Below are 25,809 nucleotides of genomic sequence, written 5' to 3' on the forward strand. Positions count from 1 at the left end.
AACACTCCTGCTTATCCCTTTCCACTCCTCACGCCTCACGCCTCACGCCTCACTCTCTTCAAAACAAGAAAACGAATATGTTGAAATTCCCTACGTTTTTGTGCCAATTTGTTGCGTTTATTCATTTTACCTAAAAAAATAAATTTAGTTATGTTTTTTTGCACTAATTAAACGATTAAAAATGAAGAAATTTTACTTTTTATTATTACTACATTCGGCAATTTCCATTGCCCAAACACAAATAGGATCTGATATTAACGGAGAAGCTGCAAATGACTGGAGCGGTTATAGTGTTGCCTGCTCTTCTGACGGCAGTATTATCGCTATTGGTGGCCGAAATAATGACGGAAACGGTGCCGATTCTGGCCATGTGCGGGTGTATCAGAATATATCCGGCGTTTGGACGCAGATAGGTGCTGATATTGATGGAGAAGCGGCTGGAGACTTTAGCGGCGGTAGTGTTGCCTTATCTGCAGACGGCAGTATTGTAGCCATTGGGGCACATCGTAACGGTGGCGTTGGTAATGCTTCCGGTCATGTACGGGTGTATCAGAATATATCAGGCGTTTGGACACAGATAGGCGCTGATATTGTTGGAGAAGCCTTCTATGATGAAAGCGGCTGTAGTGTTTCGCTATCTTCCGATGGCAGTATTGTAGCGGTTGGAGCTTCCTATAATGCCGGTAGTAATGGTATCAGTTCCGGCCATGTGCGGGTGTTTCGGAATATATCAGGGGTTTGGACACAGATAGGGGCTGATATTGATGGTGAAGCTGCCGGAGACCGAAGTGGTTTAGCGGTTGCTTTATCGTCAGACGGTACTATTGTGGCTATTGGTTCTCCGTATAGTGACGTAAACGGTACTGATTCCGGACAGATACGCGTGTTTCAAAATGTAGCCGGTGTCTGGACCAAAATAGGTGCTAACATTAACGGCGAAACAGATATTCATCTCGGTTTCAGTATTGATTTATCTGCAGATGGGGGTATTCTGGCTTCGGGTGCGCCTTTCAGTAATGAATACGGCAATAATACCGGTCATGTTCGGGTGTATCAAAATATATCGGGCGTTTGGACACAAATAGGTGCTAATATTGTAGGAGAAGCGGCCTTAGACCGAAGCGGTGATTCTGTTGCTTTATCTGATGACGGCAGTATTCTGGCTATTGGGGCTTATCAGAATGACGGCAATGGTTCTAATTCCGGACAGGTGCGTATCTACAGAAATCTGTCGGGCGTTTGGACACAAACCGTACCGGATATTGACGGAGAAGCTGCCGATGATTACAGTAGCTATAATAGTGTTGCCCTGTCATCCGATGGGAATATTGTAGTTATTGGCGGCTATCTAAATGACGGCAATGGTTCTAATTCCGGCCATGTGCGGGTGTTTGACTTAACTGCTGTTCTGGCTTCCGATACTTTTGTGCAGTCTAACTTTTCTGTATATCCGAACCCTTCAAACGGAATTGTAACTATTGCTTTAGACAACCCTTTACAATTAGAAAAAGTAAATATTTACAACCAATTGGGCCAATTGGTAAAAACAGCAGCAACATCTGTAATAAATACCACAGCCTTAGCAAAAGGAATTTATTATGTAGAAGTTGTTACCAACCAAGGAAAGGCAACAAAGAAAATTATAGTGGAGTAATTTTAAAGTTAACCAAGAGCGTATTGAGTTTGTATACATAAACGGATATAACAGTCCTGACAGGTTAAGCAAATAAAAAAGTACAATACGAGAAAACCACTTACAACAAGGGTTTTGCAAAATTGCAGGTACATTTTGTATCTGCAATTTTTATTTTCAAAACAAACTTTAGTATACATTTGTAATGGAGTTGCCAAAATTCTGCAACTTAGCAAAGCCCTGAAAAGTAAAAAGACATTCCGAAAAAAAATACCAATACCAAAAAACAAAGAAGAATTACTTACAGCAATAGTTACCCACTACAAAAAAACTTACTGCTGAGCTTTCTACTATTCCGCTTGCCCTAACCGACCAAAAAGAACTAGACGGACGCGCAAAAAACAGCATGATGAATGCCCGCACCGGGAAGGGTTTAGCATTGTTAAACAATACTCTCAATTATCAATTCGCCTAATTTCCTCCCGATACTTCCCAGGCAACAACACTCCCCGAATCAGCCCATCCAATCCTACCCTTCTGCTGTATTTATACAACGGCACCATTGGCGCAAGCAGGGAAAAACCTGAAAAACCGAGCAGCTCCTTTACCCTGTTAGGCACCACTAATTTCTGGCCTTCCACTAATACCTTATAGCGCAAGCTGCCTAAGTGTTTTTTGTACTGCTGGAATAAATCTTCGGTATAGTGGCTTTTTTTGAGATTTTCGATGAGATGCTGATGGCGTACCGGTAACCATTCCGAATAAGTTGGCGGCAAGGCTTTTAGCTCCATTCGGAGGCCTACTCTGTAGAAAACGTTGTAGACTTCTTCTTTTTCCGGATCGGATAACTTTCGTTCCAGTAGCTCGTAGGCGGCTATGGAATAATGGATTAGCATAAATAATACGTCGCGGTAGGCCCAGTCGGGTATGGTGGTGCCTCGGTTTTTCTCTACGGCCTGGTGGATTTGGCTCATCATATCGATGGCTTTATTGGCCTCGGCTGCGGGAGCGAAAACGATTTTTTTGGCATAGCCGACGGTTGAGAACAGTCTTCCTAACGGATCGGAAGGCAGTTTCCCGGTAAAATACAGCCAGTCTACGGCTTTGTTGAGCGCGAATTCTGCGGAAGCACCGGCAAAAATGAATAAGACCGTATCGCTTTTGCCCCATATTTCGCGGACTATTGAGTTTTGATTTACAAAGAATTCCATACTGTAGGATGTTTTTGCTAAGGTACAAATAAATATAATTTAAAAGTACTTTGTATTTCAAAGTTTTTTATATCTTTGCTGAAGAAAGTAAAAATCAATCTTAAAAAATCATCATTATGAAAAACGAAAGACTTATCGGAATTCTGATTACAGTAGCGGTTTTATTACTGATTCCTTTTATTGCCATGCGTTTTACCGACGAGGTGGACTGGTCTGCAATTGATTTTATTGTAGCCGGCGTACTATTGCTTGGCACCGGCCTGTTGCTTGAGTTTGTGCTGCGAACCGTAAAAAGCAAACAGTCCCGCATTCTGTTGTGTATAGCTATATTGGCCGCTTTACTGCTGATTTGGGCGGAGCTTGCGGTGGGTATTTTTGGTTCGCCTTTGGCCGGGTCGTAAAAGACATATAACCAAAAACTGACAATGGATTACAGCAATCGGAATCTGGTATTAAAATTGTTAACAAAAGTTAAATATTGTAACTTCACTAAGTGATTTTAGCCTAATCTTAATTTTTTTGACAATGAGAACACTTTTTACTTTGGGTTTTGCTTTAATGGCTTTCAGTGTTTTTGGACAAGACTGTGACTGTAAATCCCAATTGTCGTATGTGATTAAATATTACGAAGAAAACAACCCTGCTTTTCAGAAGCTAGAAAACGATGCTGAAGAAGCTAAAAAGTATAATTCTGAAAAGGCAAAATTACTTGAGAAAGCCAGACTTGAAAAAGATGATGATGCCTGCATTATACATCTGGATCGCTATGTTTCGCTTTTAAAGGACCATCACAGCGACATCGGGTTTCAGCTCAAGCGTATTGATTTAAGCAGTCCGGAATTAATAGCTGCTTTTAAAACTTCTGAGCGTTACCGCCAATTCCCAAAAAAAAATATTGACACATTACAGCTTATTCCTTATTTAAAAGCGAAGGAATTTGCCAATATCGAAGGCATTTACAGTGATGGCGGAAAAATAGTTTTCGGAATCGTAAAAAAGAAAAAAAGTAAAAATACCTATGAAGGCATTGTACTGAAATCAAACAAGTTGTTAGACGTAGGCCACATATTGATGGAACTCACCCAAAAAGATAAAAACCTGTTTGACGTAAGTTACAATGTTGGTTTGCTTGGCTTTAATTTCAACCGGGTTTTAAAAAGTATGAAAATTGAAAACGGCCAGCTCGCCAGTTTTGGTTTTTCAAAAGTACAGACCGGTTCGGAATCCAGCGATAAGCCTTATGAGTTCAAAGCCCTGACCGATTCTGTAAATTATCTGCGTTTGAGTGATTTTGATGCCAGACTTACGGATAAACTGGATGCTTTTTACAATGAAATCGACCAAGCCATTCAATCGAAACCTTATCTGATTGTCGATTTAAGAAACAATGGCGGCGGAAGTGAACGCTCGTATCTGAATTTACTTCCTTATGCTTACACCAGACCGCTAAAAATCGATCCGTCGAGTGTTTGGGTTTCTCCAGAAAACATTAAACGCTATGAAGAAACTTCCGAAGAAAGCAACAAGGAACTTATCGATCGGATGAAAAAAGCAACACCGTTTACTTTCATCCCTCAATCAGAAAAAGGCCAAGATACTTATACAATAGAAAACCCTACTGCCTATCCAAAAAAAATTGTGCTGTTGTTTAACAAAGGAACTGCAAGCGCCGCCGAAGGATTGATAACCTATTTCCAGCAAAGTGATAAAGTAATAACCGTTGGTGAGAATTCGGGAGGCTATATCGGTTACGGAAATGTAATGACAGCAGAAATACCTTGCGGAAAATTCAAAATAAGATCGACTACAACCCGATATGAAGAAAAATCGAAATATGAATTTGTCGGAATACCGCCGATGCATAAAATAGCCAAAGAAAAAGACTGGGTTAAGTACGCCTTATCTTTATTTGCGGCAAAGTAACCGTATTGAAATCCAAAATCTTCTCATGCTGACGCTTAACAAAAACTATTTAGCACTCACCGTTTTGCTTTTTATACTCGAAACGGTGATTGCTTTATATGTGCATGACCAGTTTATCCGGCCTTATTTGGGCGATGTACTTGTTGTTATACTGATTTACTGTTTTGTGAAATCGTTTTTAAAGGTTCCGGCAGTTCCGGCGGCCTTTGGAGTTTTGCTTTTTGCCTGTGGGATTGAAATGCTGCAGTATTTCAATTTTGTAACGGTATTGGGACTGGAAAATCACAAAGTGGCAAGAATTGTTTTGGGAAGTTCGTTTGACTGGCAGGATTTGCTGGCGTATTTGGGCGGGTTTGGACTGTTGCTCTTCTTTGAAAATCGCTCTGTTCTGAAAAAGCCGCTTTCCTTTTAAAGAAATTTCTGAAAAAAAATAACATAGCTTTATGTTTATTTCCTGTGCAATTTTATATGTTTGCATGAAAATGTAAGAATTATATCATTTTTAACGTAAGTAATAACGGCCCACATTTAAACAACACATGAAAATTAAATTCTTTTTTTCATTACTGCTGCTTGCTGTAAACCTTCCGCTTCTGGCTCAGAACCTGACGGCAAAAATTTCGGATTCCAATACCGGCGAACCTCTTCCTTACGCGACTATTAAAATTGACGGTTCGACCGATTTAATTTCCAACAACGAAGGGTATTTTAATTTCAGCGAAAACGGATTGGATGTCTCCAGTATTTTAAAAGTTTCTTTTATCGGATATGTCGGTCAGCAAATTACCCTGGCGGAATTAAAAAAACAGAACCTGATTGTTAAACTTGTTCCGGCCAATTTTGAACTTGACAACATCACCATCAGCAATAAAAAACCAGATCCGTATCAGATTATCGCCGAAGTAAACAAGCGGCTTAAAGAAAATTACAAACACTCCGGAAAAAACACTAAAAGTAAACTGTTCTTTCGGGAATCATCCTTTTTTAAACCTTCTGTACTTGATCTTGACATTACGAAATCTACCGGTTTTACAAAAGAGCAACTGAAAGAAGCCAACGCGGATTTAAAGAAGTTTTCCGACAGGCTTGTCAGTAAACCTGTTCAGGCCTTTAAAGATATTCTTTGTGACTATTACTACGGTAAAGCAACCGGAAAGGATAACAAAACCTATTTTCTTTCAAAACTGGACGTGGTTAAAGCCACAAATATTACAGGAGACCAAAGTGCGACTTCCTTAGACGCCATGGAAGAAAACGGGGCTAAACTGCTGTTAAAACATCTTGACAGCACAAAATTTTACCGGGTTAAAAGCGGGCTTTTCGGCTCCCGTGATACGATTACTTTAAACAAAAGCTACAACAACAAAAAGAAAAATAAAAAGCCGGTATCTAAACTTAACAATACCAAAAACAGTATTTTTTCTTTTTTGTCCCAACAGCACTTTAACGGCAATAAGCTGGACTTTGTTAAAGAATCCAAATTGTATTCGTATAGTTTTGAAGGCTCTATTTATAATGAAGCGGATAATGAAATTATTTATATCCTGAAATTTTCTCCCAAAAAGAGTAAGGGCATTTATACCGGAACGCTCTACATAAGCGAATCGGATTATGCCGTGGTAAAATGCAATTATGAATTGGCCGAGGGCAAAAAAGTAAGCGGTTTGAACCTGAAATTCTTATTGGGCGTTAAAACTTCAGAAAACGTAAGCAAAGGAACCCTGATTTTCAGGAAGGATCCTGAAGACAAAATTTACAAATTGCATTATGCGTATGAAGAAAGCGGACAGTACTTTTATATCAACAGGCCTTTAAAATTCATTGAGCTGACCAAAGAAGAAAAAGACGTGGTGGCTTTGGATTTTAAAATTGAAGGCAGTACTGTAGAACGTACCGAGTTGTTAAACATTTCCCGTTCCGAGATCTCCGAAAACACTTTTGAGGCTTTTAAAGAAACGGATTTCAATTACATACAGCTCAAACGTTACGATCCTGCCATCTGGCAAAATCAAGTTTCCATTGAGCCCTTGGAAGCCATGAAACAATATCGGGTTTCGGATGATTTTTAAGAATAAGAGCTGAATTTAGATTCAGCTTTTTTTATGGCCGTTTGTCTGCTTAATAGGTTTGTGTCAATACTTAATTTATTATATATTAGTATTTATTTATCGTTTTTCAATAAATATTTATTTATATTTGCTTAATCATTTTTAAATTTTAAATCATGACGAAAGCAAATAACTTCGTATTCTGGGGCCTGTACATTGTGGCTTGGCTCATTTTTATCGGTTTATCCATTGAAGCTGGCGGCCTACTGGTAAACTTCATTTTCAGTGTATTCAAACCGGAAGTGATCCATAATCTGTATCAAAAACTGGATCTGTCGGCTATGTACACTAATAGTAAAATGGCTTTTTTCGGCATCTATAGTTTTATTCTGTTCCTCTCGATTTTAAAAGCGGTTCTTTTCTACACGGTCATCAGACTGATGCACAAAATGGACAGGCAGAAACCGTTTAACAGCTTTGTTTCCGATCAGATTTTACAAATCAGTTATTATACCATTACCATTGGACTGTTTAGTTATATTGCCAGACAGTTTACTAAAAATTTAATGCATCACGGTTTTGTTCCAGAAGGAATAAATCAGTTTTGGGCAGACAGTCAGGCTTTTATTATAATGGGAGCGGTAATTTACATTATTGCCACTATTTTCAAAAAAGGCGTGGATCTTCAAAACGAAAATGATTTAACAGTATAAGTCATGCCCATAGTAGTTAATTTAGATGTAATGATGGCCAAACGGAAGATGTCGCTAAACGAACTTTCGGAAAAGGTGGATTTGACGCTGTCGAATCTTTCCATCTTAAAAACGGGGAAAGCCAAGGCGATACGGTTTAGTACTCTGGAGGCTATTTGCAAGGCTTTGGATTGTCAGCCGGGGGATATTTTGGAGTATGTCGATGGTTAGATTGTTGGATAATAAAAAAGCCGAATCGTAGGATTCGGCTTTTTTTATTGATGAGTTTTTACTTATACTCTTCCTTTTAGGGCGTTGAATACCCAGGCTATGGCGAAGAAACCGATGCCTACGGCGCCGAAGCCCCAACCGGCTACGTCGTCATAGCGATAAACGGCTAAGCTTATAATCAAAATCCCCATGATGATCATGATTAATGTTGCCCACCCTAATACTGTGTTTTTATTCATCATTTTGACTGCTGTTTTTTATTTGAGGTGTGCAAATGTCGGGATTTTAATTCTTTTTCAAAAGTTTCTTAACATTAAGCCACTGAATTCTTTACGGCTCCTACAGCGAGTTTACCGCCTAAGTAAGCCATTGGGATATAAGCAACGAGAACATCCAATGCCATAAACCAAACAGGAGCAGGCATTAAAAAGCACATGTAAATTCCTGCGATAAGGAAATACACTCCTATTCCTAAAGCAATTCTCATTTTACTGGTAGCAGCAAGCTTGGCCGCTGCAAAGGCTCCCGCTAAGGTTCCAAGAGCGTGTGCTATAAACGGAAAAATAAACTGTTCGGAACCGAAAAGATGCACGGACTCTTTCATCTTCTCAATTGTTGATACATCAGCTCCTTCCGGTAAAGGAATAATTGCATGGCCTAATGAAATTAATGCCATATTAACGACCGAACCTACAATAATTCCGGTTATAACAGCTAAAATGTTTCTCACGATTGGATTCATAAATAATTTGTTTTTGGTTAGTTATCACTAATTTAATTAAAAATTTTAACCAACATCTCTTTTAATAAATCCGCTTCATTTAAGTTGTTCGCGCCCACTCCTTTGCTTTTTACATCGATATCCCGCAACGCGCCCACAATGGCACTTACTTTTTTCATCGGATAGTTTTTAAGCGCTACGTCGTAATCCTTTAAAAAGAACGGATTTACTTTCAGCACTTTAGCCGCATTCGCAGGACTTTTATCTTTTAAACCATGATATTGCAGCAATTGCGAAAAGAAACCGAATACCAGTCCTATGGTAAGCACAATCGGGTTGTCTTTCGGATTTTTGGCGAAGTGATCAGCAATCTGGTAGGCTTTTAACTGGTTGCGTTCTCCGATGGCTTTGCGCAGTTCAAACGGGTTAAAATCTTTGCTGAAACCTATGTTTTCTTCGATAATGGCGGGTGTTATGGTGTCGCCCGGTTTTAAAATGATGGCTAATTTGTCTATTTCGTTAGCGATTCGGCTTAAATCGGTCCCGAGGAAATCGACGAACATGGCCGTGGCTTTGGGCTCTATGTTTAATTTTTTTCCGGCCAGCACTCTGGTTAACCACTCGCCTACTTTGTTTTCATAGAGCTTTTTGCTTTCGAAAACCAAGCCGTTTTTCTCTAATACTTTGGTTACTTTTTTGCGCTTGTCGAGGGTTTTGTATTTGTAGCAGATAACCAGAACCGTTGTAGGTTGCGGATTTTCGGCATACGATTCCAGTTTGTCGATGGTTCGGGACAATTCCTGGGCTTCTTTCACAATCACCACCTGACGATCGGCCATCATGGGGAAACGTTTGGCATTGCCGATGACTTCTTCTATCGACACATCGCGCCCGTACAACACCGTTTGGTTGAAGTCCCGCTCGTGTTCCTGCAGTATATTATCTTCGATGTATTCCGCCAGTTTGTCAATGTAATAGGGTTCTTCGCCCATTAAAAAGTAAATCGGCTTGATATTCCCGGCTTGTATGTCTTTGATGATTTTCAGTACTTCGTCCATTGTAAGTATTCAGTTGGTAGTCGCAGTTGGCAGTTTGATTGAAATACGTATTTTTGTTCCATGCAAAAACTGAATTTCCCTGCGTATTCGTTTCGGTTCAAAAATAGCGAAAATAAAGTCTTTATTTTTGACGAAATCCGTAAAAAGTTTGTGGTACTTACTCCGGAAGAATGGGTGCGCCAACATGTGATTCAGTTTCTGCTTGTTGAAAAAAGATATTCGAAATCGTATATAAACGTTGAAAAGTCTATTAAAATTAACGGATTAACCAAACGATACGATGTAGTTGTATTTCAACCGGATGGAAAATTATTTCTTTTAGTAGAATGTAAAGCTCCGGAAGTAAACATTTCCCAACATACTTTCGACCAGATTGCCCGGTACAACATGGTTTTGGAATCGGAATATTTAATGGTAACCAACGGACTAAATCATTATTTTTGCCAAATGGATTTTGAAAAGGAACACTATCAGTTTCTTCGCGAATTGCCGGATTTCATAAATCAATAAGTACCAAACAAATTGAACCAAATTGCTGTTGTCATATTGAACTGGAACGGTGTAAAACTATTAGAACAGTTTTTACCTTCTGTTATCCGATATTCCGGAGAGGCTGTAATTTACGTTGCCGACAATGCTTCTACTGATGCATCCGTAAGCTTTGTAAAAGAGCATTTCCCTACCGTTAAAATTATCGAAAACAAAGGGAATTTCGGTTACGCCAAAGGTTATAACGAGGCTTTGCAGTTTGTGGAAGAACCCATTTATGCTTTAGTAAATTCGGATATTGAAGTGACGGAAAACTGGCTGCAGCCCATACTTGCTTTATTTGAAAAGGAGCCGGAAACGGCTATCATTCAACCTAAACTGTTAGATTTCAAAAACAAAGACTATTTTGAATACGCCGGAGCTGCCGGTGGTTTTATCGACAAACACGGTTTTCCGTTCTGTCGCGGGCGCATTTTTGAAACGCTTGAAAAAGACAACGGACAATACAACGACATCTTCCCTATTTTCTGGGCTTCGGGTGCGTGTTTTTTTATTCGAAAAGAAGTTTTTCACGATTTAAAAGGCTTTGACGCCGATTTTTTTGCGCATCAGGAAGAAATTGATTTGTGCTGGCGGGCGTTTAACAAAGGCTATGTGGCCAAATATTGCGGAACCTCAACGGTGTATCATGTAGGCGGCGCTACTTTGGAAGCCGGAAATCCCCAAAAAACATACCTGAATTTCAGAAATTCGCTTTGGATGTTGCTGAAAAACCTTCCGAAAGGGCAACTTTTTCCGGTGATTTTTATCCGGTTGGTATTCGACGGTATTGCCGGAATCCGCTTTTTAACACAGGGGAAACCCAAACATTTATGGGCGGTTTTACAGTCACACTTTTCTTTTTATCGTCACATTTTCAAGTTTTTAGGTAAAAGAGAGGCGGTTCAAAGCCAAAACTACTACAAAATAAATTCGATTGTATACCGTTATTTCGTAAAAAACGGTAAGATTTTTGATGTTAATTTTTAACAATAGTTTATCGTTTCAAACTGTGTAACCCTTACAGAACTTACTAACTTTGTAATTCATTATTAAAATCATTAATCATGAGAAGATTATTTATCGCTCTTTCCGTTGTGGCGTTAACCTTAACGTCGTGCGGTACTAAAAAGAAAATCGCAGAATTAGAAGCCAAAAACAAGGAGATTCAGGATTTACTGAACACCTGTACCGTTAAACTGAATACGTGTTTAACCGAAAAAGAAGCGCTTCACAATCAGAATGAATACCTGAAAAAGACCAATTCCGACTTGATTAACAGTTCTAAAGAAATGACTGTTTTAACCACAAAAGGAGCGGAAAATCTAGAGAAATCACTGGAAAGTTTACGCGAAAAGGATTTGAAAATTTCCCGTTTACAGGATGCTTTAACCAAAAAAGACAGTGTGACATTGGCTTTGGTTACCAGCTTAAAACGTGAAGTAGGCATTGATGATCCGGACATCAACATCAATGTGGAAAAAGGTGTGGTGATGATTTCCATTGCGGATAACCTGTTGTTCAAATCCGGCAGTTATGAAGTGAGTGACAAAGCCAAAGGAGTTTTAGGAAAAGTGGCGAAAGTAATCAACAGCAAGCCTGATTTTGAATGTATGGTGGAAGGTCATACCGATAACGTGCCGATTAAAAACGCGGTATTGTTAGACAACTGGGATTTATCCGTGAAACGCGCGACTTCTATTGTTCGTGTTTTACAGAAAGATTTGGGTGTAAATCCGAAACAGTTAATTCCTGCGGGAAGAAGTTTCTACATTCCGTTAGCGGACAACGATACGCCTGCTAACCGCGCTAAAAACAGAAGAACGAGAATCATTATCATGCCGAAAATTGATCAGTTCTACGATATGTTGGAGAAAGAGATGAAAAATTTGAGCAAGTAATTGAATTATTCGATTATTAGATATGAAAAACGCCTTGAGTTATCAAGGCGTTTTTTTATACAACTTACTAATCACTTTTCACTATTTACTATAAAATATCCAAACTTCCTTTTCCTTCACGGACTACAACAGGTTCGCCTTGTGATAAATCAATAATTGTGGAGGCTTCGTTATCTCCGTAGCCGCCGTCGATAACCAAATCGACCAGGTTTTGCCATTTTTCGAAGATTAGTTCCGGATCGGTGGTGTATTCGATAACCTCATCGTCATCATGAATGGAAGTGGAAACTATCGGATTGCCTAACTGACGGACAATTTCCAGAGCGATGTTGTTATCCGGTACACGGATACCTACAGTAGTTTTCTTCTTAAACTCTTTCGGAAGGTTGTTGTTTCCCGGCAGAATAAATGTATACGGCCCCGGTAAGGCTCTTTTCAGGATTTTAAACGTTGACGTGTCAATCTGTTTCACATAATCGGAAAGATTGCTTAAATCGTGGCAAACAAAGGAAAAATTGGCTTTCTCCAATTTCACACCTTTGATTTTAGCGATGCGTTCCAAAGCTTTTGTATTGGTGATATCACAGCCCAAACCGTAAACTGTATCGGTCGGATAAATGATTAAACCACCGTCGCGAAGTACTCTGATTACCTTTGCGATTTCTTTCTCGCTGGGATTTTCCGGATATATTTTGATGAACTGTGCCATATTTTTCAGATAAATAGAGACCAGAAGCAAGAAACAAGAGCTAAAAGTCTATAATAAACAAATTTACAATATTAATTGTTTCAGATTATTACTATAAGTTGATAATTCTTAGAGCTTCTCCCTTTTCCCTTATCACTTTTCTTATCACTACCCAATCACTTCCAACTTCGCAAAACGCAGCAAAAGCTTCTTAATACCGCCCACATCAAACTTGATTTCGGCTTTTTTATCCGCTCCGGCGCCTTCTAAATTAAGGATTTGCCCTTTTCCGAAACGTTCGTGCATGACGATGTTTCCGACTGCTAAATTGCCGTCAAACAAATTGGCTTTGGTACTTGACGATGCTCCCGATACCGGTTTTAACCTGCGGATGTTCGCATTGGGGCTTGGTGCATTGTCTGTAATATATTTAGGCGGTGTTCCGGCAACAGGCTTTGCCAAACGCAGTTTCGATTTGTCCACATCACCGAAAATATCCGTGTTAATCATCGGTTTGTAACGGTAATTCGTTTCCACCGGTGTTAAATATTCGAGATACTGATCGTCTATTTCTTCAATAAATCGGGAGGGCTCGCTGTCTACCAGTTTTCCCCAACGGTAACGCGACTGTGCATAGGTTAAATATGCCTGATGTTCCGCTCGGGTTAACGCTACGTAAAACAATCGGCGCTCTTCTTCGAGTTCGCTTCGGGTGTTCAGACTCATCGCGCTTGGGAATAAATCTTCTTCCATTCCCACGATGAATACGGTTGGAAATTCCAGTCCTTTGGCCAAGTGGATGGTCATTAACGCTACACGGTCGTCGTCTCCGGTATCGTTATCCAAATCGGTCGCTAAGGCTACGTCTTCAAGGAATTCGGCCAAAGAACCTCTGGCACCGTCTACTTCTTTCTGGCCTTCGGTGAAATCTTTGATACCGTTTAAAAGTTCTTCGATGTTTTCGATTCGGGCAATTCCTTCCGGTGTACCGTCTTTTTTCAGTTCCTGAATTAAACCGGTTTTCTTGGTAACGTGATCGGTTAAAAAGAACGCATCCTGATTTTCATTGATAATCTGGAAACTCTTAATCATGGTCACGAAATCCTGCAACTTGTTTTTGGTTCCGGAATTGAGTTTTAAGTCGATTTTATCTATGTGTTCCATCACTTCAAAAATGGAACGCTTGTAATGATTCGCCGCTACGGTTAGTTTTTCTACCGTGGTATCGCCAATTCCTCGGGCCGGATAATTGATAACGCGCACCAATGCTTCTTCGTCTTTCGGATTAATTACCAGTCGTAAATAACACAAAACATCTTTAATTTCCTTGCGCTGGTAAAACGACAAACCACCATAAATACGATACGGAATATCCCGTTTGCGCAACGCGTCTTCCATGGCACGGGATTGCGCATTGGTTCGGTACAAAATGGCAAACTGGCCGTTGTGCATTTGGTTTCGCATCTTCTCCTCGAAAATAGTGGACGCTACAAAACGGCCTTCTTCCCCATCGGTTAAACTGCGGTGAATTTTTATTTTTGGTCCGAAATCGTTGGCCGTCCAAACTACTTTTTCGAGTTTGACTTTGTTCTTGTCGATGATTGTATTTGCCGCTTCCACAATGTTTTTGGTGGATCGGTAATTCTGCTCCAGACGATAGGTTTGTACGTTATCGTAGTCTTTCTGGAAGTTCAGAATGTTGTTGATGTTCGCGCCGCGGAAGGCATAAATACTCTGCGCGTCGTCACCAACAACACAAATGTTCTGAAAACGGTCGGAAAGTGCACGAACAATCAGATATTGGGAATGGTTCGTATCCTGATACTCATCTACCAGTATGTAGCGGAAACGATCCTGGTACTTGGCCAATACATCCGGAAAACGATTCAATAATTCGTTAGTTTTCAACAATAAATCATCAAAATCCATCGCACCGGATTTGAAACAACGCTCTACATAATTCTGATAAATTTCACCCATTCGAGGCTTTTTGCTCATCGCATCGGCTTCCATTAATTCCGGATTATTAAAATACGCTTTGACAGTAATCAGACTGTTTTTATACGAGGAAATGCGTCCGAAAACCTGTTTGGGTTTGTAAATATCCTTGTCCAACTGCATTTCCTTGATAATCTGTCCAATAAGGCGTACGGAATCCTGGGAATCGTAAATGGTGAAATTACTCGGATAGCCTAATTTATCGGCTTCAATCCGCAAGATTTTTGCGAATACTGAGTGGAAAGTTCCCATCCAGAGGTTTTTGGCTTCGGCTCCCACGATATCGGTAATCCGTTTTTTCATCTCACGGGCGGCCTTATTGGTAAAGGTTAACGCCAGGATGTTAAACGCATCGACTCCTAAATGAATTAAATTGGCAATCCGCACGGTAAGTACACGGGTTTTTCCGGAACCGGCACCCGCAATTACAATCATCGGACCGTCTTTCTGTAAAACCGGTGCGCGTTGTGCCTCGTTAAGCTGGTTGATTATCTGCTGCATCTGATCTTTTGTCGCCACTCGTAAAAATATCTGATTAACGTATTGTTCTGAATTCGGAGGAACAAAAATAACATAAAAAAAAGACATTCAGGCTGTGAATGTCTTTATGTGTGTATTTGTTGATAACTATAGTTTGCTCTTAAGATTAATCGGTAACGGTCTGTTCTTTTTGGGCTGGCGTTAGACCGGAATTCAATGCTAATACTTGCCTAACCCATCGCCTTTGTACAAAGATTAACAATGCACCTTTTAGGCAATATCCTGCAAACGGATTTAGAATTTTTCGGCCAGACTTTCGATAATTTTCTTTTCTTCTTCGGTTGGGGTTAATCCGGAATCGAATTCCCAATAGTTGGTGAGGATGCTGTTGCGCTTGTTAAACAACGATTTCTCTTTGTAAACGTCTTCTTTGTCGTACGGTACCGGTTTGTTGTTGTGGTTGGTGGTTACCAGATAATTTTTTACTTCAATGCGTTCCTCAACCTTCTTTTTATTGGTGGTAATAAAGCCGATTTCTTCTTTGGATTTGGCCAGATAATAGTCATCTCCGTCGTATTTGTAAGCAGCGTTAAATTCGGAATTGAACACTTTTCCTTTAACTACAAGAAAATCTGTTACGCCTTTAAATTCATATCGCTCGGTAAGCACGGAAGAATTGATTTCGATGATAATGTTTTTCTTGTAATCATACACTACAAAATAATCCGGCAAATATTCGTCTATTGTAGGTATCGGTCGGATATTCATCAGATAATAATCCGGATTGGCCGCATAAGTTTTGATTTCGTATTCGTATTTTTTCTTACTGTAGGCCTCTATTACTTTTTTTAGGTATTTGAATTCGTAATAATTGGAGATGATGTCATTCAGATTATACCCTAAGGTACTTTCCTCAACCACCTCGTTAATTAATCCGTAAAAACGGTTTTGTTCTACTAAAATGTCTGCCTTTATATTTCCGGGTTTTCCCTGAATATAAAAATTGAGAAGCCCGTCGTTAAAGGAGGTATATTTATCATTGCTCTTAAAAAACTCGCGAACGTAAATTTTAAGATTGATGGGAATTGTTAGTTTTTTAGACGAATTCTCTACGAGGTTTTTCAGGATTTCCTGCGGGTGTTTTTTGGTAACGATAATCTCTTCAAGTGTTTTGTTGTTGCTCTCCAGATAAATGATGTTTTCTTTGAGTTTTAAGGATGAAGAATTAACGGTTAGTGTTTTATACGATGTATGCGAAATTTCAATCTTCGACGGCTTTTCCAGTGAAAGTTTAAAGACCCCTTCTTCGTTACTTACAAGACCTTGTTTGGTGGAAAGTACCGTAATGGTGGCATCACTAACCGGTAAATTGGTTTCATAATCTTTCAGGATAACCACAATTTCTTTATTCTGGGCCCAAAGCCCAATTTGAAAGAGAAGCAAAAAGGCGAGTAAAGTTCTTTTCATTACTACGGAATAGGTTTAAACAAATTTAGTTAAAAAACGTGAGCTGCTATATTATCCTGATTGCAATATTATTTTATTTTTGCATAAACAATTTTAGCAATGGATTATACAAAACTTATTGATATCGCAGCCTATACAATTCCTTCGTTAGTTACAGGAGGCGTGGCTTACTACTTTTTTGACGGCTTTGTGAAAAACGAAAAAAGCAGACGCCGTTTTTTATTGCACAAAGATGCTCAGAAAAACGTTTTACCCATCCGGTTACAGGCATACGAGCGTATGACTTTGTTTTTGGAACGCATCAGTCCTGCCAAACTGGTCATCCGAGTAGCACCGGGTTCGTCGAACGACAAAAACGATTATGAAAATTTACTGATTTATCATATCGATCAGGAGTTTGAACACAACCTTACGCAACAGGTTTACCTTTCTGATGAAGCCTGGGGTGCCATTTCGACGGCAAAAAACACCACGATTCAAATGATCCGTAAAGCCGCCATGAAAGCTGAAAACGCAGACAAGCTAAGAGAAATTCTCCTAAGTGAATTACTGGATCGCGAAGCTCCAAGCACTATAGCTTTAGCCTATATAAAGAACGAAGTAAGCGAATTGTTTTGATAACAAACGTAAGCCCTGATTTTTCAGGGCTTTTTCATTATAGTCACTACACTATACAGATGTAAGAAAATTAGTTTGGTTGCGTAAAGAAAACCGTTAAAAAAGCCTTTCTAACTGAACCTTCTCATTATCAGGTAATTTCGGAAGCAGTTCCTTAAAATAATTTTTAAAAATCTCCTGTTTCATCAACTCCCGGATTTTATCCCTTCCGAATTTTGAAAACTGCCATTTGTGGTGCACCAGCGAACTGACCAGATTCGGCAAAACATTCTGATCCGTTTTATTCAGATACAACAAGTTCACTATGGCATACTGACGCGTGTTCGCTTCATATTTTGGTGACGAATAGTCCAGTAATTCATCGTAGTAGTTTACTTTTTCTTCGTTTTTGTAGTCTTTTGTAGCCAGCGCTAACGTCAACCAGGTAACTCTCAGATTTTTGTCGTTAAAACCCATCCAGGTATTGGTTTTGTTCAGCAATTCGAAACGGTCTTCCGGAAACTGCTGCCACAAACTTTTTAAAGCAATTTCTCTGGTAATGTAAGAAGCATCGCTTAAAAGCGACTGATACTGTTCTTTAAAATCGGACGGAATTTCCTTTAAAGTGGCAGCCACAGCTTGTCTGGCTTTTAAATTACCCGACTGCATGGCTAAAAACAGTATGTCCTTTTTTTCCTCGAACGGAACATTCTGCAACTGATACACCACTTCTTCTTTCAACGGATAAAAGTTTTCCGATTTCAGGATGGCTTCAAATTGGTTTTTCTTCTCCGATAACGGGGTTTCGTATAGTTCCGAAAGGGAAAGATATTCGTTGATAAACTTGTTTTTCTTTAGAATGGTTAAGGCTTCCTGAATTTCAAAACCGGATTTTTCAAGCCATGTTTTCTTAAATTTTCCGGTGTCGAATTTGGAAACTTTCTTCACCTCATCAAGGAAATTATCCGTATTGACGTTTTGAAAACCGTATTTTTTCAGATACGATTTAACGGCCGTTCTGAAATTTTCGGCTCCGATGCTTTCCCGCAGATAATGCAACGCCCAGGCGCCTTTCTGATAAAACGTTAACGAACTTGCTTTTTCGTTCATCAAAGGAATAGTATCTGTTTTAGAAGCTCGTTGAAGGGTTTCCGCCGTCTGATACAATTCGTAGTTGAAATGGTCTTCGCCGAATAACTCTTTTTCGGCCAACAACGCATAATACGTGGCAAAACCTTCCTGCAGCCAATGATGCTTTCCGGATTGCGCCGTAACCATATCGCCAAACCACTGATGTGCCAGTTCGTGCGCATTTACATTAGTATAAGTTCTGTCGTTAAAACCGATGGTATCCACCACAAAATCCTGTGCAAAGATTGTTGAAGTGGTATTTTCCATTCCGGCGTACAAAAAGTCCATCACCGGAACCTGACGATAGATTTCCCAAGGATAGTTCACGCCTATTTCCCGCTCAAAAAAATCGAATATTTCTTTGGAATATTTATACGTGGACGCGAATTTGTCCTGATCTCCTTCTTTCAAATAAAATTCTAAAGGTGTCCCGGAATTGGTGGTTTCGGTTTGCTTTGTATATTTTCCGATGGCAAGCATTACTAAATAAGAAGACATCGGTTTTTGCATGTTGTAATTCCAGGTTTTTAAATTTCCTTTGGAATTAAACGCAACGTCTTTTAAAATACCATTTGAAAGTACCGTAAAGTCATTTCTGTATTCCACCGAAAGATTAAAAACCACTTTCTCTTTTACATCGTCAAAACTCGGCAGCCAATGTGACGTATATTTTCCTTGTCCTTGTGTCCAAATTTGTCCGGTCGAAAGATCTCCAACAAAATACATTGTCTGTTTTGGCTTGGCTAAATAGGTAAACTCAAGCTTGTTCTTCCCTTTCTTAAACCCTTTATACAGATTAAGCGACTTTCCGGAGTTTTTATAAGCAACTGTTTTTCCGTTAAGTTTTACTTCTGAAAATTCCATTCGGATCGCGTCGATTTTTATGGTATCGATTTTCGATTTGACCACAAAATCATACACCACTTTCCCGCTGATGCTTTTTTCGGCTGCATTGGGCGTAAGATGGGCGTGCATCGTTGTAAAATCAACTTTTTTGGTTTGCTGGGCAAAAACAAATGCGGATATAAAGAGGAAAATATATTTCATGTTTCAAAAATCAGGAATCCAAAAATACAAAGGAATTTCAGACTTTTCAGTAAGTTTACGCTCAAATTAACGTCTGTGAAAACAAAAGCCATTTTCAACTGGAGCAGCGGCAAAGATTCAGCTCTGGCTCTTTATAAAACCCTGCAAAATCCTGGAATCGAAATTGTTTCACTCCTAACCAGTGTGAACAAACAATTCAATCGTATTTCCATGCATGGCGTTCGTACCGAATTACTGGAACAGCAAGCCCAAAGCATCGGTTTACCGCTTTACAAAATGGAAATCCCCGAAATGCCCACGATGGAAGTTTATGAAGAAGTGATGCGTGAAACGCTGAAACATTTTACCGATAAAGGCGTGACCCATTCCGTATTCGGCGATATTTTTCTGGAAGATTTGCGGAAATACCGCGAAGACAAATTAGCCGAAATGCAACTTGAAGGCCTCTTTCCACTCTGGAAAACCAATACTAAAGAACTGATTCGGGAGTTTTTGGATTTAGGATTCAAAACGATTGTTACCTGCGTGAACGAGCGCAATCTCGATAAAAGTTTTGTGGGTCGGATTATTGACGAACAGTTTCTGGCTGATTTACCCGAAGATGTGGATGTGTGTGGGGAAAACGGCGAATTTCACACGTTTACTTTTGATGGCCCGATTTTCGCTGAACCCATAAATTTTAAAGTTGGGGAAATCGTGTACCGTAAATACGAAAAACCGAAAACTGATGCTTCCAGCACAGCCTGCGATACTGATGATGCTTTTGATTATGGCTTTTGGTATTGTGATTTGATTCCGAAATAAAATGTTTTTTTTGCCACAAATTAGCACTAATAAATTCGTAGAAATTGGTGCAATTCGTGGCCGATTTAAAATTTAGTTTTATATTCGCTATACGATTTATAAGCCAAAATGAACAACCTTCTCGACACTCCCATAGAATACCTCAAAGGCGTTGGCCCGCAGCGTGGAGATTTGTTGCGTAAGGAACTGAACATTCACCGCTACGGCGATTTAATCAACTTATACCCAAACCGTTATATCGACCGTACGCGGTATTATAAAATCAACGAACTTCAGAACAGCAATTCAGAGGTTCAGATTGTCGGGAAAATCATTCACATCAAAACCGTTGAGCAGAAAAAAGGAAAACGGCTTGTTGCCACTTTTGTAGATGATACCGGACAAATGGAGCTCGTTTGGTTTCAGGGCATTAAATGGATTCGGGAAGCGGTAAAAATCAATGTGCCTTATGTGATTTTCGGAAAAACCTCTTCCTTCAACGGCGTTTTCAATATGGCACATCCGGAAATGGAACTGCTCGAAGAACACAAAGCCAGTTTGCGCAGTGCGATGCAACCCGTTTATCCGAGCACGGAAAAGCTTGCCAACAAAGGGATTTCCAACAAAGTCATCAATAAAATGATGCAGCAGTTGTTTCTTGAAACCCAGTCTTTGTTCACTGAAACTTTACCGGGGTATTTGATGGAAGAATTAAAACTGATACCTAAAAATGCGGCGTTATTCAACATTCATTTTCCTAAAAATCAGGAACTTTTGGCTAAGGCGCAATTCCGGCTGAAGTTTGAAGAATTGTTCTTCATTCAGCTGCAGCTGATAACCAAAAACCTTATCCGCAAACACAAAATAAAAGGCCATCCGTTTGAAAAAGTAGGCGATTATTTCACGACATTTTACAATAATCATCTGCCGTTCGATTTGACCAACGCCCAAAAAAAGGTGCTGAAAGAAATCCGCAACGATTTAGGCAGCAATGCCCAAATGAACCGTTTGCTTCAGGGCGATGTGGGTTCGGGAAAAACCATCGTCGGCTTAATGAGCATGCTTCTGGCTTTGGATAACGGTTTTCAGGCCTGTCTGATGGCACCGACTGAAATTCTAGCCACACAACATTTTAACGGTATTACAGAATTAGCTAAAGACTTAAACCTCAACATAAAACTGCTGACCGGTTCCACTAAAACGGCAGACCGAAAAGTGATTCACGAGGAACTCGAAAACGGCAGTCTGCATATCATTATCGGAACGCATGCTTTGCTGGAAGATAAAGTGCAGTTCAAAAATTTAGGACTCGCTATTATTGACGAACAACATCGTTTCGGGGTGGAACAGCGCAGCAAATTGTGGAAGAAAAACGAAGTGCCGCCACATGTTTTGGTGATGACCGCCACACCTATTCCGAGAACTTTAGCGATGAGTTTATACGGCGATTTGGACATTTCCGTGATTGATGAACTGCCGCCGGGACGAAAACCGATTCAAACCGTGCATCGTTACGATAACAACCGCTTAAAAGTGTGGAAATTCATTCGGGACGAAATTGAAAAAGGCAGACAAATCTATATAGTTTATCCGCTGATTCAGGAATCTGAGAAAATGGATTATAAAGATTTAATGGATGGCTATAATGGTATTACGCGTGATTTTCCACTACCTAAATATTCCGTTTCAATTGTTCACGGACAGATGAAACCCGCGGAAAAAGATGCCGAAATGAAACGCTTCGCCGAAGGGAAAACCAATATCATGGTGGCCACAACCGTTATCGAAGTAGGCGTCAATGTGCCGAATGCCAGTGTGATGATTATTGAAAGTGCCGAGCGCTTCGGATTGTCGCAATTGCATCAGTTAAGAGGCCGTGTAGGTCGTGGCGCCGAACAGAGTTACTGTATTCTGATGACCGGTCATAAATTAAGCAACGATACCAAAACCCGAATCGAAACCATGTGCGCCACCAACGACGGTTTTGAAATAGCCGAAGTCGATTTAAAACTCCGCGGCCCGGGCGACATCATGGGAACCCAGCAAAGCGGTGTGCTTAACTTACAGATAGCCGATTTGGTAAAAGACCGGGAAATTCTGCAATTCGCGCGCCATCACGCCATCCGGCTTTTAAAGGACGATGCTGCCATGGAAAAACCGGAACACCAGACTTTACGACGGGTTTTTATCGAACTCGGAAAAAAGAAGAGCATCTGGAATTATATTAGTTAGAAGGGAAAAGGGAACAACTTATAATTTACAACTCATAACTTAGCAACTTTATAAAAAATGGTTCAATACAACCCAAAAGACTGGATTACTTTTATTTTCCGATTTCATAAATCCGATACGTTTCGGCAACTGATTCCGATGATGATTTTAATTGGTTTGTACTCGTACGGCGTGGGTTATCTGGAAATGGAATACTGGAAACTGTCTGAGAACAGCCATGTAAAAAACATTACCATCATGCATGGGATGTTGGGTTTTGTAATTTCTCTTTTGCTTGTGTTCCGCACGAATACTGCCTATGACCGCTGGTGGGAAGGCCGGAAATTATGGGGAAGCCTGGTTAACAACAGTAGGAATCTCGCCATCAAACTGTCTGCTATTTTAAACGACGAGCAGGATAAAACATACTTCCGCAATTTGATTTCCAGTTATGCTTCCATTTTGAACAAACACCTGAAAAATGAAGAAACGGGTTTGATGCTTTTTGACGGGCTGGATTTAAAAATCGACCACGAGAAACACCGTCCGAATCAGGTTGCGAAAATGTTGTTTCAGAAAGTAAACGATTTGTACACTTCAGGGAAAATAACCGGCGATCAGTTGATTATTCTCAACGCGGAAATTCAGTCGTTTACCGACATTTGCGGTGCCTGTGAGCGCATCAAAAACACGCCCATTCCCTACTCGTACAGTGCTTTCATCAAAAAATTCATTTTCTTTTACGTGATGACGTTGCCTTTTGGCTATGTTTTCAGTCTGGGTTATTATGTGGTTCCGGTAGTAGTTTTCATCTTCTACGTGCTGGCCAGTCTGGAATTAATTGCCGAAGAAATTGAAGATCCGTTCGGGAATGATGAAAATGATTTGCCTACGAAAAAAATAGCTGAGAACATTGAAAAACACGTTACCGAAATCCTGTAAATAATCTGCTTTTTTTGACGGGTTGGAAAGCACAAAACAATGAAAAATAACTATCTTTGCACACTTATAAAACGATACAGAAATGCGCATATCCTACAATTGGTTAAAACAATTCATTAAAACAGATTGGAGTTCGGAAGAAACAGCCGCCCTGCTTACAGATTTAGGTCTTGAGGTTGAAGGTGTGGATAAATTTGAAAGTTTAAAAGGCGGATTGGAAGGCGTTGTGGTAGGTCATGTACTTACTTGTGTTCAACATTCTAACGCCGACAAACTAAAAGTTACTACCGTGGATATCGGTGCGGGAACACCGGTTCAGATTGTATGCGGAGCGCCAAATGTTGCCGTGGGGCAGAAAGTACCGGTAGCCACAATCGGAACAAAATTGTACGACAAAGAAGGAAATGCATTTGAAATCAAAAAAGGAAAAATCCGCGGGGAAGAAAGCCACGGAATGATTTGTGCCGAAGACGAATTGGGGTTGGGCGAAAGTCATGACGGGATTATGGTTCTGGATGAAAAACTGACTCCGGGTACACCGGCCTCGAAAGTATTCAACATTGAAACCGATGAAGTGTTTGAAATCGGTTTAACGCCTAACCGTGCTGATGCAATGAGCCATTGGGGTGTTGCTAGAGATTTGCGTGCCGGACTGATTCAGAAAGGCATCAACCATTCCGAACTGATGACGCCTTCGGTAAGCAAGTTCAAAGTGGAAAAACGAACCTTAAAAATCGACGTTAAAGTTGAAGACTCAAAATTAGCGCCGAGATATTGCGGGGTTACCATTTCCGGCATCACGGTAAAGCCATCGCCAAGCTGGTTGCAGAACCGTCTGAAAGCCATCGGATTAACGCCAAAAAACAACATAGTCGATGTAACCAATTATGTGTTACACGAATTAGGACAGCCGTTACACGCTTTTGACGCAGCCAAAATAAAAGGCAACAAAGTGATTGTTAAAACCCTTCCCGGAGGCACAAAATTCACTACACTGGACGACGTGGAGCGCATTTTGCACGAAGAAGATTTAATGATTTGTGATGAAATCGGCCCACTGTGCATTGCGGGTGTGTTTGGCGGAAAAAATTCGGGGGTAACGGAAAGTACTTCTACGATTTTCCTTGAAAGTGCTTATTTCAATCCGGTTTCCGTGCGAAAAACTGCCAAACGACACAGTTTAAGTACCGATGCTTCGTTCCGTTTTGAAAGAGGAATCGATCCGAACATTACCGAATATGCGTTAAAACGTGCGGCCTTGTTAATTCAGGAGGTTGCAGGCGGGGAAATTACTTCCGATCCAATTGATTTGTATCCGAAAAAAATTGAGGATTTTTCCGTGCTGTTGAATTTCAACAACGTAAACAAAATCATCGGACAGGAAATTCCGAAAGAAACAATCAAGAAAATTTTGGTTTCCTTAGATATTAAAGTAAACAGTGTTTCCGATGCCGGTTTAGGATTGGTCATTCCGTCCTACCGTGTGGATGTACAGCGCGAAATCGATGTAATTGAGGAAATTTTGCGCGTTTACGGTTACAACAACATCAATTTTACCACCAAACTGAACGCTTCGATTTCCAATTCCTCGCGAACGGAAGATTACAAGATTCAGAATATTGTGGCTAATCAGCTGACTTCGTTGGGATTCCATGAAATGATGGCCAACTCGTTAACCTCACCGGAATACGTTTCGCTGTCGGAAAAACTGAAAGAAGAGCACAATGTTCTGATGCTGAATCCGTTGAGCAGTGATTTGTCGGCCATGCGCCAATCGTTGTTGTTCAGTGCTTTGGAAGCGGTGTCGTATAACATCAACCGAAGAAATTCCGATTTAAAATTATTTGAATTCGGGAAATCTTACCATAAACCGATTTCAGGCTATGAAGAACACAAACATTTGACGTTAACCGTAACCGGAAACCGTTTGATGGAATCCTGGACGACGCCTGAAAAAGCATCGGATTTCTTCCTTTTCAAAGGATACATCAACGCCATTTTATCCCGATTGGGAATTGCCAAAACCATCACCAAGCCTTTGGAAAGCGATGTTTTTGCCGAAGGTGTTCGCCTGAATGTCGGAACAGATACTTTGGTGGAGTTCGGTACCGTTAAAAAATCGGTTTTGAAGCATTTCGATATCAAACAGGAAGTTTTATTTGCTGATTTCAACTGGGAAACCGTTTTAAAAGCGATAAGCACAAAGATTAAATTTACAGACATTCCAAAATATCCGGAAGTTCGCAGAGATTTAGCCTTATTGCTTGATGCTTCGGTTGGTTTCGAACAGATTTACGAAATCGCGAAACAAACGGAGAAATCGTTGCTTAAAGAAGTAAACCTGTTTGACGTATATCGGGGTAAAAACCTTCCGGAAGGCAAAAAATCGTATGCGGTGAGTTTTACGCTGCAAGACAGCTCCAAAACGCTTACCGATGCTCAGATTGACAAAATTATGAGTAAGCTGCAACAAAATTTCGAGAAAGAAGTTGGTGCTACCTTGCGATAAAAAAAGAAAC

General features: G+C 40.1%; 23 protein-coding genes. 15 read left to right on the top strand and 8 right to left on the bottom strand.

All coding sequences use genetic code 11. From position 1 onward, the window contains the following. Positions 1-181 precede the first annotated feature (181 nt). Positions 182-1,654 carry a T9SS type A sorting domain-containing protein gene (locus tag G498_RS0113705; protein ID WP_026981681.1) on the top strand — a complete coding sequence of 491 codons (1,473 nt, stop codon included), beginning with the start codon at positions 182-184 and terminating at the stop codon, positions 1,652-1,654. 434 nt (positions 1,655-2,088) lie between these two features. On the opposite strand, the gene G498_RS0113715 is transcribed toward G498_RS0113705, so the two are convergent. Then, on the bottom strand, positions 2,089-2,844 hold the full coding sequence (locus tag G498_RS0113715) for an oxygenase MpaB family protein (protein ID WP_026981683.1): 756 nt from the start codon (positions 2,842-2,844) through the stop codon (positions 2,089-2,091). Between the two features lie 116 nt (positions 2,845-2,960). Here G498_RS0113715 and G498_RS0113720 point away from each other — a divergent pair, with 116 nt between their 5' ends. The 6 genes from G498_RS0113720 to G498_RS0113745 all read left to right on the top strand — a co-directional run bounded on the left by G498_RS0113720 (position 2,961) and on the right by G498_RS0113745 (position 7,738). Then, the gene (locus G498_RS0113720; RefSeq protein ID WP_205619164.1) at positions 2,961-3,245 is read left to right on the top strand and encodes a hypothetical protein; all 285 of its coding nucleotides are present in this window, start codon (positions 2,961-2,963) and stop codon (positions 3,243-3,245) included. Positions 3,246-3,369: 124 nt separating this feature from the next. After that, the gene (locus G498_RS0113725; protein ID WP_026981685.1) at positions 3,370-4,767 is read left to right on the top strand and encodes a S41 family peptidase; all 1,398 of its coding nucleotides are present in this window, start codon (positions 3,370-3,372) and stop codon (positions 4,765-4,767) included. A gap of 25 nt (positions 4,768-4,792) precedes the next feature. Beyond that, positions 4,793-5,179 (top strand): ribosomal maturation YjgA family protein, encoded by a 387-nt coding sequence (locus tag G498_RS0113730; protein ID WP_026981686.1) that lies wholly within the window; start codon positions 4,793-4,795, stop codon positions 5,177-5,179. Between the two features lie 127 nt (positions 5,180-5,306). Continuing rightward, complete coding sequence (locus G498_RS0113735; protein ID WP_026981687.1) at positions 5,307-6,836, top strand: carboxypeptidase-like regulatory domain-containing protein; 1,530 nt, start codon at positions 5,307-5,309, stop codon at positions 6,834-6,836. Between the two features lie 155 nt (positions 6,837-6,991). After that, complete coding sequence (locus tag G498_RS0113740; RefSeq protein WP_026981688.1) at positions 6,992-7,528, top strand: DUF2975 domain-containing protein; 537 nt, start codon at positions 6,992-6,994, stop codon at positions 7,526-7,528. A gap of 3 nt (positions 7,529-7,531) precedes the next feature. Next, positions 7,532-7,738: a helix-turn-helix domain-containing protein gene (locus tag G498_RS0113745; protein WP_026981689.1), complete on the top strand. Its 207-nt coding sequence runs from the start codon at positions 7,532-7,534 to the stop codon at positions 7,736-7,738. 62 nt (positions 7,739-7,800) lie between these two features. On the opposite strand, the gene G498_RS15900 is transcribed toward G498_RS0113745, so the two are convergent. The 3 genes from G498_RS15900 to holA all read right to left on the bottom strand — a co-directional run bounded on the left by G498_RS15900 (position 7,801) and on the right by holA (position 9,517). Then, positions 7,801-7,977, bottom strand: coding sequence for a CAL67264 family membrane protein (locus tag G498_RS15900; protein WP_240470452.1), 177 nt, complete (start codon positions 7,975-7,977; stop codon positions 7,801-7,803). A gap of 74 nt (positions 7,978-8,051) precedes the next feature. After that, a complete protein-coding gene (locus G498_RS0113755; protein ID WP_026981690.1) occupies positions 8,052-8,480 on the bottom strand; it encodes a hypothetical protein in 429 nt (142 codons plus the stop codon). 32 nt (positions 8,481-8,512) lie between these two features. Further along, positions 8,513-9,517 (bottom strand): DNA polymerase III subunit delta, encoded by a 1,005-nt coding sequence (gene holA / locus G498_RS0113760; protein WP_026981691.1) that lies wholly within the window; start codon positions 9,515-9,517, stop codon positions 8,513-8,515. 60 nt (positions 9,518-9,577) lie between these two features. Here holA and G498_RS0113765 point away from each other — a divergent pair, with 60 nt between their 5' ends. The 3 genes from G498_RS0113765 (at position 9,578) to G498_RS0113775 (ending at position 11,946) form a co-directional block, all read left to right on the top strand. Then, on the top strand, positions 9,578-10,027 hold the full coding sequence (locus tag G498_RS0113765) for a type I restriction enzyme HsdR N-terminal domain-containing protein (protein ID WP_026981692.1): 450 nt from the start codon (positions 9,578-9,580) through the stop codon (positions 10,025-10,027). 12 nt (positions 10,028-10,039) lie between these two features. Beyond that, on the top strand, positions 10,040-11,035 hold the full coding sequence (locus G498_RS0113770) for a glycosyltransferase family 2 protein (RefSeq protein ID WP_026981693.1): 996 nt from the start codon (positions 10,040-10,042) through the stop codon (positions 11,033-11,035). Between the two features lie 77 nt (positions 11,036-11,112). Continuing rightward, positions 11,113-11,946 carry an OmpA/MotB family protein gene (locus G498_RS0113775; RefSeq protein WP_026981694.1) on the top strand — a complete coding sequence of 278 codons (834 nt, stop codon included), beginning with the start codon at positions 11,113-11,115 and terminating at the stop codon, positions 11,944-11,946. Between the two features lie 88 nt (positions 11,947-12,034). Here the strand turns inward: G498_RS0113775 and G498_RS0113780 are convergent, their stop codons facing one another. The 3 genes from G498_RS0113780 to G498_RS0113790 form a co-directional block, all read right to left on the bottom strand. After that, positions 12,035-12,655, bottom strand: coding sequence for an L-threonylcarbamoyladenylate synthase (locus tag G498_RS0113780; RefSeq protein ID WP_026981695.1), 621 nt, complete (start codon positions 12,653-12,655; stop codon positions 12,035-12,037). A 147-nt stretch (positions 12,656-12,802) separates the two neighbouring features. After that, the gene (locus G498_RS0113785) at positions 12,803-15,133 is read right to left on the bottom strand and encodes an ATP-dependent helicase (protein ID WP_026981696.1); all 2,331 of its coding nucleotides are present in this window, start codon (positions 15,131-15,133) and stop codon (positions 12,803-12,805) included. Positions 15,134-15,406: 273 nt separating this feature from the next. Further along, entirely contained in the window at positions 15,407-16,579 is a 1,173-nt protein-coding gene (locus G498_RS0113790) for a carboxypeptidase-like regulatory domain-containing protein (protein WP_026981697.1), read from the bottom strand. Positions 16,580-16,678: 99 nt separating this feature from the next. On the opposite strand from G498_RS0113790, the gene G498_RS0113795 reads away from it, so the two are divergent. Next, positions 16,679-17,197 carry a DUF7935 family protein gene (locus G498_RS0113795; RefSeq protein WP_026981698.1) on the top strand — a complete coding sequence of 173 codons (519 nt, stop codon included), beginning with the start codon at positions 16,679-16,681 and terminating at the stop codon, positions 17,195-17,197. Between the two features lie 96 nt (positions 17,198-17,293). On the opposite strand, the gene G498_RS0113800 is transcribed toward G498_RS0113795, so the two are convergent. After that, positions 17,294-19,354: a M1 family metallopeptidase gene (locus G498_RS0113800; protein ID WP_026981699.1), complete on the bottom strand. Its 2,061-nt coding sequence runs from the start codon at positions 19,352-19,354 to the stop codon at positions 17,294-17,296. A 75-nt stretch (positions 19,355-19,429) separates the two neighbouring features. On the opposite strand from G498_RS0113800, the gene G498_RS0113810 reads away from it, so the two are divergent. The 4 genes from G498_RS0113810 to pheT all read left to right on the top strand — a co-directional run bounded on the left by G498_RS0113810 (position 19,430) and on the right by pheT (position 25,799). Continuing rightward, positions 19,430-20,158, top strand: coding sequence for a Dph6-related ATP pyrophosphatase (locus G498_RS0113810; RefSeq protein ID WP_026981700.1), 729 nt, complete (start codon positions 19,430-19,432; stop codon positions 20,156-20,158). A gap of 108 nt (positions 20,159-20,266) precedes the next feature. Beyond that, positions 20,267-22,369, top strand: a complete 2,103-nt coding sequence (gene recG, locus G498_RS0113815; RefSeq protein ID WP_026981701.1) for an ATP-dependent DNA helicase RecG — start codon at positions 20,267-20,269, stop codon at positions 22,367-22,369. A gap of 57 nt (positions 22,370-22,426) precedes the next feature. Continuing rightward, entirely contained in the window at positions 22,427-23,290 is an 864-nt protein-coding gene (locus tag G498_RS0113820; protein ID WP_026981702.1) for a bestrophin family protein, read from the top strand. An 82-nt stretch (positions 23,291-23,372) separates the two neighbouring features. Then, on the top strand, positions 23,373-25,799 hold the full coding sequence (gene pheT, locus G498_RS0113825; RefSeq protein WP_026981703.1) for a phenylalanine--tRNA ligase subunit beta: 2,427 nt from the start codon (positions 23,373-23,375) through the stop codon (positions 25,797-25,799). Positions 25,800-25,809: the final 10 nt, after the last annotated feature.

Source organism: Flavobacterium suncheonense GH29-5 = DSM 17707, assembly GCF_000430025.1.
Classification (GTDB): Bacteria; Bacteroidota; Bacteroidia; order Flavobacteriales; family Flavobacteriaceae; genus Flavobacterium; species Flavobacterium suncheonense.

Coding starts and splice junctions, on each gene's coding strand:
- G498_RS0113705 (WP_026981681.1), top strand. CDS start 182: ATGAAGAAATTTTACTTTTTATTATTACTACATTCGGCAATTTCCATT.
- G498_RS0113715 (WP_026981683.1), bottom strand. CDS start 2,844: ATGGAATTCTTTGTAAATCAAAACTCAATAGTCCGCGAAATATGGGGC.
- G498_RS0113720 (WP_205619164.1), top strand. CDS start 2,961: ATGAAAAACGAAAGACTTATCGGAATTCTGATTACAGTAGCGGTTTTA.
- G498_RS0113725 (WP_026981685.1), top strand. CDS start 3,370: ATGAGAACACTTTTTACTTTGGGTTTTGCTTTAATGGCTTTCAGTGTT.
- G498_RS0113730 (WP_026981686.1), top strand. CDS start 4,793: ATGCTGACGCTTAACAAAAACTATTTAGCACTCACCGTTTTGCTTTTT.
- G498_RS0113735 (WP_026981687.1), top strand. CDS start 5,307: ATGAAAATTAAATTCTTTTTTTCATTACTGCTGCTTGCTGTAAACCTT.
- G498_RS0113740 (WP_026981688.1), top strand. CDS start 6,992: ATGACGAAAGCAAATAACTTCGTATTCTGGGGCCTGTACATTGTGGCT.
- G498_RS0113745 (WP_026981689.1), top strand. CDS start 7,532: ATGCCCATAGTAGTTAATTTAGATGTAATGATGGCCAAACGGAAGATG.
- G498_RS15900 (WP_240470452.1), bottom strand. CDS start 7,977: ATGAATAAAAACACAGTATTAGGGTGGGCAACATTAATCATGATCATC.
- G498_RS0113755 (WP_026981690.1), bottom strand. CDS start 8,480: ATGAATCCAATCGTGAGAAACATTTTAGCTGTTATAACCGGAATTATT.
- holA (WP_026981691.1), bottom strand. CDS start 9,517: ATGGACGAAGTACTGAAAATCATCAAAGACATACAAGCCGGGAATATC.
- G498_RS0113765 (WP_026981692.1), top strand. CDS start 9,578: ATGCAAAAACTGAATTTCCCTGCGTATTCGTTTCGGTTCAAAAATAGC.
- G498_RS0113775 (WP_026981694.1), top strand. CDS start 11,113: ATGAGAAGATTATTTATCGCTCTTTCCGTTGTGGCGTTAACCTTAACG.
- G498_RS0113780 (WP_026981695.1), bottom strand. CDS start 12,655: ATGGCACAGTTCATCAAAATATATCCGGAAAATCCCAGCGAGAAAGAA.
- G498_RS0113785 (WP_026981696.1), bottom strand. CDS start 15,133: ATGCAGCAGATAATCAACCAGCTTAACGAGGCACAACGCGCACCGGTT.
- G498_RS0113790 (WP_026981697.1), bottom strand. CDS start 16,579: ATGAAAAGAACTTTACTCGCCTTTTTGCTTCTCTTTCAAATTGGGCTT.
- G498_RS0113795 (WP_026981698.1), top strand. CDS start 16,679: ATGGATTATACAAAACTTATTGATATCGCAGCCTATACAATTCCTTCG.
- G498_RS0113800 (WP_026981699.1), bottom strand. CDS start 19,354: ATGAAATATATTTTCCTCTTTATATCCGCATTTGTTTTTGCCCAGCAA.
- recG (WP_026981701.1), top strand. CDS start 20,267: ATGAACAACCTTCTCGACACTCCCATAGAATACCTCAAAGGCGTTGGC.
- G498_RS0113820 (WP_026981702.1), top strand. CDS start 22,427: ATGGTTCAATACAACCCAAAAGACTGGATTACTTTTATTTTCCGATTT.
- pheT (WP_026981703.1), top strand. CDS start 23,373: ATGCGCATATCCTACAATTGGTTAAAACAATTCATTAAAACAGATTGG.